The sequence below is a fragment of the Peptococcaceae bacterium 1198_IL3148 genome (assembly GCA_036763105.1).
In the GTDB taxonomy this organism is placed as follows: Bacteria; Bacillota; Desulfotomaculia; order Desulfotomaculales; family Desulfohalotomaculaceae; genus JBAIYS01.
This window is the reverse complement of record JBAIYS010000013.1, coordinates 95,451-102,734: the sequence shown is the minus strand read 5'-3', so window position 1 is coordinate 102,734 and position 7,284 is coordinate 95,451. Positions and strand designations below refer to the sequence as shown.

Here is a 7,284-nt window from a genome sequence, read left to right as displayed (position 1 = left end):
AGCTGATTTTAGCTCATTTATCATGTGTTATTTTTTGAAACATGCGTTTTCACTATGCGCAAATGTTTCTTTTTGTGGGCGCGATAAATCGGCCCCTACAAAAACACTTGCATGCAATAATGAATGTATTTTATCCAGGCTCAATGAATTGAGCCTCTACAACATCCATCTCTTACTGTTTAGTTTTCAAGGATCTGTTTTTGTTACCTCAAAAATGTTACCACAACTTATTTTTTATGTCAAGTCGTTTTTTGAGCCAACAGGCTTGGTCAATTTGTCGAACCAGCCACGATTTATATGTTAACATAGCGTTAAATGCTTGTCAACATAAAATTAAAAAGACTGTTTAAATGCTTTAGGACCTCGGGGTTTAATCCCGAGGTCTCATTAATGGAAATAGTATTACATCTCTAATGGATGAAGAATTGGTTAACAGCATGATTAAACGATCGATACCAATACCTAATCCCCCTGCCGGTGGCATACCATATTCTAACGCTTGGATATAGTCTTCGTCCATCATATGGGCTTCGTCATCACCACTGGCTCTTTTTTCTAACTGCATTTCAAACCGCTGTTTTTGATCAATGGGATCATTTAACTCCGAAAAGGCATTGGCCATTTCACGACCATATATAAATAGTTCAAAACGATGAGTAAGACGGGGATCGTCTTTTTTACGTTTAGCCAGCGGAGAAATCTCCACTGGATAATCTAGAATGAAGGTTGGTTGAATTAGTTGTGGTTCAACCTTCTCTTCAAATACCAAGTTTAATACGTCGCCGCGGGTTTCAGCCCCTTTGATCTCTAGGCCTAATCCTTTCGCCGCTGCCCGGGCTTCTTCATCAGTGGCAATGTTGTTAAAATCTAAACCACTGTATTGTTTCACCGCCTCCAACATTGGCAGTCTCTTCCAAGAGGGCGTTAAATCTATTTCCTGTTCTTCGTACTGAATTATTGTGGTGCCCAACACCTTTTGGGCCACTGAAACAATTAGCTTTTCAGTGATGTCCATCATATCTTCTAGGTCACCAAAGGCTTGATATAACTCTAATGAAGTAAATTCAGGGTTATGTTTAGTGGAAATACCTTCGTTTCTAAAATTGCGGTTGATTTCATAAACCTTATCAAATCCACCCACCAGCAGTCTTTTAAGATACAATTCCGGTGCTATCCGCATATACAATTGCATATCTAAGGTGTTGTGATGAGTAACAAATGGTTTCGCTGCAGCACCACCGGCAATGGGATGCATCATCGGAGTTTCCACCTCTAGGAAACCCAGGTTATCTAAATAACCGCGGATTTGACTAACTATGCGACTTCTGGTAACAAAGGTTTGACGCACTTCAGGATTAACAATTAAGTCCACATATCTCTGGCGATAGCGCAAATCTACATCCTTTAAACCATGCCATTTTTCTGGCAAAGGGCGCAGTGACTTGGCCAACATTGTAAAACCAGTCAGCGAAACCGTCACTTCACCGGTACGGGTTTTAAATACTGTGCCCTCAACACCGATGATATCGCCGATATCCAGTTTTTCATATAGTCGATAGTGATCTTCGCCCAGATCATTTAACCGTCCATATATCTGAATATTTCCTGACATATCCTGAATATTAGCAAAGCTAGCCTTACCATGGCCACGTTTTGCCATAATTCGACCAGCTAAAACTACACTTTGACCTTCAAATCTTTCAAAATCATCTACAATGTCTTTAGCATAGTGAGTGCGGTTAAATTTGCCGCCATAAGGTTCAATACCTTCTTGCTGTAACTCAGTTAACTTTTCCCTACGCACACGCATTAATTCACTAAGTTCTTCTGGGCTTTCTACGCCTTGATCTTTTTTATTTTGCATTACCAAACCTCCGAATTTTACTGCACCTTTGACTTTATTATAAGATTTCTAAAATTTCATACTGAATTACTCCCACGGGCACTTCCACATCAACCACATCGCCCTTTTTCCGTCCCAAAATGGCTTTGCCCACCGGCGATTCGTTGGAAATCTTGTTGGCATCAGGGTCAGCCTCTACAGAACCCACAATGGTGTATTTAAGTTCATCACCAAACTCAAGATCCTTAAGCATTACTGTTGACCCCAATGACACTATGTCTTTGGAATTACTGTCTTCAATAACCTTAGCATTTCTCAACATTTTTTCTAGAGTGGCAATTCTGCCCTCTATAAATGCCTGTTCATTTTTAGCATCATCGTATTCGGAATTCTCACTGATGTCGCCAAATTCAATGGCTTGTTTAATCCGTTGCGCAACCTCTCTCCGCTTTACAGATTTCAATGTTTCCAATTCTTTTTCCAGTTGTTTTAAGCCTTCCGCTGTTACTATAATTTCTTTTTCTTTCATTATCCCACTTCTCCTATCTATGTATTGGGATTTGCCTTAAAAAACAATATATGTTTTTTGCGTAATATTATTCACCGACGGCAAAAACCCCCATAAGTACGCCGAAAGCACTGCAAAGGCAACCTTTGCAGTGCTTACAACCTCCCTGATTGTCTTACACATTATAAATACAGTTCAGGATATTTGTCAAGATCATCCCTTTAAGTATTTTTTTGTTATTAGGCGATTGTTAAAGCCTTTTTTCTAATCACATTAATTTGCTCATTAGATATGGCCTTTTCAAAGCTACGGAACCCAGCCAATGCAAATCCGTGTTTTTCAGCGATTTTAGAAATCTGATCCACCTGCTTAACGGTAAGTTGTCTACCCAGTGAGTAGTTCTCATATCGACCTTCCAGAGCTAACATCATTGTTTCTGCCATGCAAGCATAGGCCATTCCTGTTGGGAAACCGAAGTTAAAGTTAAAATTCACGTTGCCAGGTACTTCCACAACCCCGCCTTCTATTACTAAAACATCCTCCCGTTGCTCTGCCACTCTTTTAGAAACATCCCTGGGCCTGGCAACGTCACATACCACCGCACCACTTTTTAAGTCCTCTGGCTTAATAATAGTATCTACCGAATTGGTGACAGTGATAATGATATCCGCTGTGGGAAGAACATTCTTTATTTTTGAAGTTACCTTAGCTGCTAATCCTGTTTGATAGAGGATTTTTTCTGCTAAGTTGTTAAGGGCGGTAGTGTTGCGACCCACCAAGGTTAAATTCTTAACCTCCCTGGCCATGATTAAGGAACAAACTTGACCAATGGAACCGGTGGCTCCCACCACCACCAAATGACTATTTGACAACTTATGTCCCATCAACTGGGCAGCCCTTTTAGTACCTTCTATGGCCGTTGCCACGGTATAACTGTTACCGGTGGTCACAGCAATATTTAGGTTGTTGGCAATGGTCACACCGGCATCACCCACCACCGAAGTGAAGGCCCCCAAGCCAACAATGCCAGCCCCCAGTTTTTCGGCCACTTTACCGGCCTGAATTATTCTCTCAAGTACCAATTCCTGTGGCAGCGTCATCATTTGCTGGGCAGTTAACGGACAACTAATAAACCAACCTTCGGCTTCCTTATTCTGTATCGATTTAATTCCGGTAATATGTGATGTAGTAAAGGGTGGTAAAAATCTTAATGCTTTTTCCACTACGCTATTTGGCATATACCTAGTAATGCTGAATTTGCGTGCTACGTCCGAAACATCTAAAGGATGAATGATGAACGCAAACTTTTCCATTGATACTCCCCCTATTTTATTCCCCCACTTAACTCCATTATACCAGATATTACATATTACCCAGAAGTAGATAATAATATGTATACCAATTTGCCATCAACCACAATTTAATCCTACCCTCTATATCAAAAAAGAGCGCCTATGCGCTCTTAGACAGCCAAGTACAACACTTGTTTTAATTCCGGTAATGTTTTAGCCTGATTAATTTTTTGGCGTAAGCCGGCAGCCCCTCTAAATCCTTTGGTGTACCAAGCAGCATGTTTTCTCATCTCCGCGACGCCCTTACATTCGCCTTTGTCCGCCACAATCATCTCCAAGTGCCGAATAGCCGTTTTTATCCGCTCCTCGGCAGTGGGTTCCGGAAGCAGCTCCCCAGTGTCTAAATAATGGATTGTTTGTTTAAAAAGCCAAGGATTACCCATCGCCCCACGACCGATCATTACCGCATCGCACCCGGTCTCCTCCAGTAACCGCACCGCATCTTGGGGTTTCCAGATATCACCGTTGCCAATCACTGGAACGCTGACCGCGTCCTTCACTTGGCGAATAACATCCCAGTCGGCCTCACCACTATAAAATTGACCTCTGGTCCGGCCATGAATGGTCACTGCCGCCGCCCCCGCCTGCACCACCCTTTGGGCCATTTCCACCGCATTAATATTATCTTCGTCCCAACCTTTACGCATCTTAACGGTAACCGGCACCTTTACTCTGGCGGTAACCGCCCTCACTATTTCTTCCGCCAAGTCTGGGTTTTTCATTAATGCACAGCCTTCATTGTTTCTAACTATTTTAGGTGCGGGGCAACCCATATTAATATCAATGATATCCGCACCCTGGGCAGCAATTATCGCCGCTGCATCGGCCATATACTGGGCATTGGAACCAAAAATTTGCACACTGAGCGGTCCCGGTTCGTTGGTAAAATCAATCATATGTAGTGTTTTTTTATTTTGATATAACAGCGCTTGGTCACTGACCATTTCAGTGCATACCAGTGCGCAGCCCATTTCCCGCGCCAACACCCGAAAGGCCCGATCAGTAACCCCAGCCATCGGTGCAGATACCACTTTATTAACCAGTTTCACCGATCCGATATTCATATCATCATTCCTTGTTCCGCTGATAAATTAACTTCAAACCGATCAGTGTCAAAAATGGTTCCACTTTGTTTATAGTGGAGCTTTCATGGGCTATCAAATCTGCCAAGCCTCCGGTGGCAATTACTTGACACTCTCCCACTTCCCGTTTGAGCCGTTTAACAATTTCATCCACCAACCCGGTATATCCAAATACAATCCCCGATTGCATACCGTGGACGGTGTTTTTGCCCAATACAGTGGCCGGCCGCTTCAATTCCACCCGGGGCAATTTAGCCGCCTTAGCAAACAACGCCTCGGTGGATATATCAATACCCGGGGCAATTACACCGCCAATATACTCTCCCTTTTTGTTAACGGCACAAAAGGTGGTGGCGGTACCGAAATCTACAATAATTACTGGCCCCCCATATAAGCTATAGGCAGCCACCGCATTAACAATTCTGTCAGCCCCCACTTCACGGGGATTATCCATTTTAATTGGCATCCCGGTTTTGATTCCCGGCCCCACAACCATCAGTGGCAAGTTAAAGTACCTTTGGCTCATGCGCTCTAGGTTGTGCATTAAAGGTGGCACCACCGACGATACTATCACTGCATTAACCTTGTTCATGTCTAGTTTAGCGTAGCTAAATAAATTAATTAACAGCATACCGTATTCATCAGCTGTACGCTCACGATCAGTGGAAATGCGCCAGTGGGCTATTAATTCCTCTTCATTAAATACACCCAGTACAATATTAGTGTTGCCGATGTCAAACACCAGTATCATCACTTGTTCCCCCAGTAAGATAAATATATAATGCAAAACAATTTTAACAGACCATACCCATCGGTGCAAATACCGAATGCTATTTTTGTCATTTTAAACGTTTTAACACTGCATGGGCCACCAGCGCTGCCCCCACCGCCTTTACTAAATCCAGTATCATCAGTATTGACATACTGCCAAGAATTATCCCCAGGGTAATTGTTTGCCCCAAATAAACCTTGGTCATAACATACAGGTATGGTATACCTACCAAATAGATAGAGGTTATGCCCAACATCATGGCCATAATGTAAACCACTACACTGGCCTCTTTGTTTTTCCAAATAATATGCCCGCTAATATAGGCCGCCGGTATATAACCCAACAAAAAACCAAAGGTTGGTTTTAATAGGTACAGTGGTCCACCGTAGGGTTCGGTGGCAAATACCTGAAAGCCCACCAGCCCCATCAGTAAATATGTCACCATACTCCAGGCCCCCAGGCGTCCACCTAATATACCGCCGGCCAATACCGCCATAAAGGGCAACAAACTGAAGGGCACTGTACCCAAGGCAACGGGATAAAATCTAAATGCAATGGCCACCACCGCAGTGACCGCCGCCATGGTACCAATCAAAGTTAACTCTCTGGTTTTAAATTTCACTGGATCACCCCTTAATAAATTAGTTAACTAGAACCTTTGTTCAGGTTAACCATATAGCTATAAAATCCCCGGAAAACATTGGCGCTTTCCGGTGTATTTATCCGATTACAATCTTAAAGACACCTCTCCGGAGGTAAAGGTTTTGACACTGCCATCCTTTAGACGCAATAGCAACGATCCGCTGTCATCAATTCCCTCCACCCAGCCGGTGAAATTGCCATTAATGGTTTCCACCTTGGCCTGGCAATTTAACGACACGCACCATTTACACCATTCCTCTAAAATAGGTGCAAATCCCCTTTCCCTACATAATAGATATAATGCCTCCAATTGTGCCAACAGGTTCTGGACCAATTTTACTCTATTTATTGGTTGCCCATTTTGCTCCTTGACAGATGTGGTTTTATATTTAATATCCTCCGACCACATCTCCGGTGTCGAATTAACATTAATGCCAATGCCCAGCACCACATACTTGACCCGATCCATTTCAGCACCCATCTCCACCAGTATGCCACATACCTTTTTACCGTTAATCAATAAATCATTGGGCCATTTGATTGCAGCTTTGATGCCGCAAGTTTGTTCAATGCCTTTGGCCACAGCAACCGCTGCCAACATGCTAAATTTTGGCGTTTCCATCGGGCTGATATTGGGGTAAAGTAGCACCGATAACGCCACATCCTCACCGGCCACCGAATGCCATTGGCGCCCCAACCGACCCTTACCGCCAACCTGGGCCTCGGTTACCACCACCGCCCCTTCAGCTCCACCATCCCTGGCCAGCTCCTTGGCGTAGTCATTGGTAGAGGACAACTGGGCAAAATGAAATAGCTTTTGCCCAATAAAGGTCGTTTCTAAACCAGCCTTGACCTCTGCTGGGTATAGGCAATCGGGAGTTTTAAGTAACTGATACCCTAGTCTGGGTTGGGTATCAATTTGATAACCCTCTTGTTTCAATGTTTTAATATGTTTCCAAACTGCAGTGCGGGAAATATTTAATTGCCGACAGATCTCTTCTCCGGATATCCGCTGGGCAGATTTGAGAATATGTAATACCCTCTCTTTCAAGCTCTCACCTCTTTGACAGTTGTTATGGTTAACC

General features: G+C 43.4%; 7 protein-coding genes. All 7 read right to left on the bottom strand.

Annotated features, from left to right (window positions below; genetic code table 11):
• Positions 1-370: 370 nt before the first annotated feature.
• Positions 371-1,864, bottom strand: a complete 1,494-nt coding sequence (gene lysS, locus V6C27_12460) for a lysine--tRNA ligase (protein ID MEG6617222.1) — start codon at positions 1,862-1,864, stop codon at positions 371-373.
• 37 nt (positions 1,865-1,901) lie between these two features.
• Positions 1,902-2,372: a transcription elongation factor GreA gene (greA, locus tag V6C27_12455; GenBank protein ID MEG6617221.1), complete on the bottom strand. Its 471-nt coding sequence runs from the start codon at positions 2,370-2,372 to the stop codon at positions 1,902-1,904.
• Positions 2,373-2,590: 218 nt separating this feature from the next.
• Positions 2,591-3,664, bottom strand: coding sequence for a shikimate dehydrogenase (locus V6C27_12450; GenBank protein ID MEG6617220.1), 1,074 nt, complete (start codon positions 3,662-3,664; stop codon positions 2,591-2,593).
• Between the two features lie 149 nt (positions 3,665-3,813).
• Entirely contained in the window at positions 3,814-4,767 is a 954-nt protein-coding gene (gene dusB / locus V6C27_12445) for a tRNA dihydrouridine synthase DusB (GenBank protein MEG6617219.1), read from the bottom strand.
• Between the two features lie 4 nt (positions 4,768-4,771).
• Positions 4,772-5,536, bottom strand: a complete 765-nt coding sequence (locus V6C27_12440) for a type III pantothenate kinase (protein MEG6617218.1) — start codon at positions 5,534-5,536, stop codon at positions 4,772-4,774.
• 88 nt (positions 5,537-5,624) lie between these two features.
• Positions 5,625-6,179, bottom strand: coding sequence for a biotin transporter BioY (locus tag V6C27_12435; GenBank protein ID MEG6617217.1), 555 nt, complete (start codon positions 6,177-6,179; stop codon positions 5,625-5,627).
• A 105-nt stretch (positions 6,180-6,284) separates the two neighbouring features.
• On the bottom strand, positions 6,285-7,250 hold the full coding sequence (locus V6C27_12430) for a biotin--[acetyl-CoA-carboxylase] ligase (GenBank protein MEG6617216.1): 966 nt from the start codon (positions 7,248-7,250) through the stop codon (positions 6,285-6,287).
• Positions 7,251-7,284: the final 34 nt, after the last annotated feature.

What these genes read in the sequence shown, in the direction of transcription:
- V6C27_12440 (MEG6617218.1), bottom strand. Translation starts at nt 5,536, where the DNA reads ATGATACTGGTGTTTGACATCGGCAACACTAATATTGTACTGGGTGTA.
- lysS (MEG6617222.1), bottom strand. Translation starts at nt 1,864, where the DNA reads ATGCAAAATAAAAAAGATCAAGGCGTAGAAAGCCCAGAAGAACTTAGT.
- dusB (MEG6617219.1), bottom strand. Translation starts at nt 4,767, where the DNA reads ATGAATATCGGATCGGTGAAACTGGTTAATAAAGTGGTATCTGCACCG.
- greA (MEG6617221.1), bottom strand. Translation starts at nt 2,372, where the DNA reads ATGAAAGAAAAAGAAATTATAGTAACAGCGGAAGGCTTAAAACAACTG.
- V6C27_12450 (MEG6617220.1), bottom strand. Translation starts at nt 3,664, where the DNA reads ATGGAAAAGTTTGCGTTCATCATTCATCCTTTAGATGTTTCGGACGTA.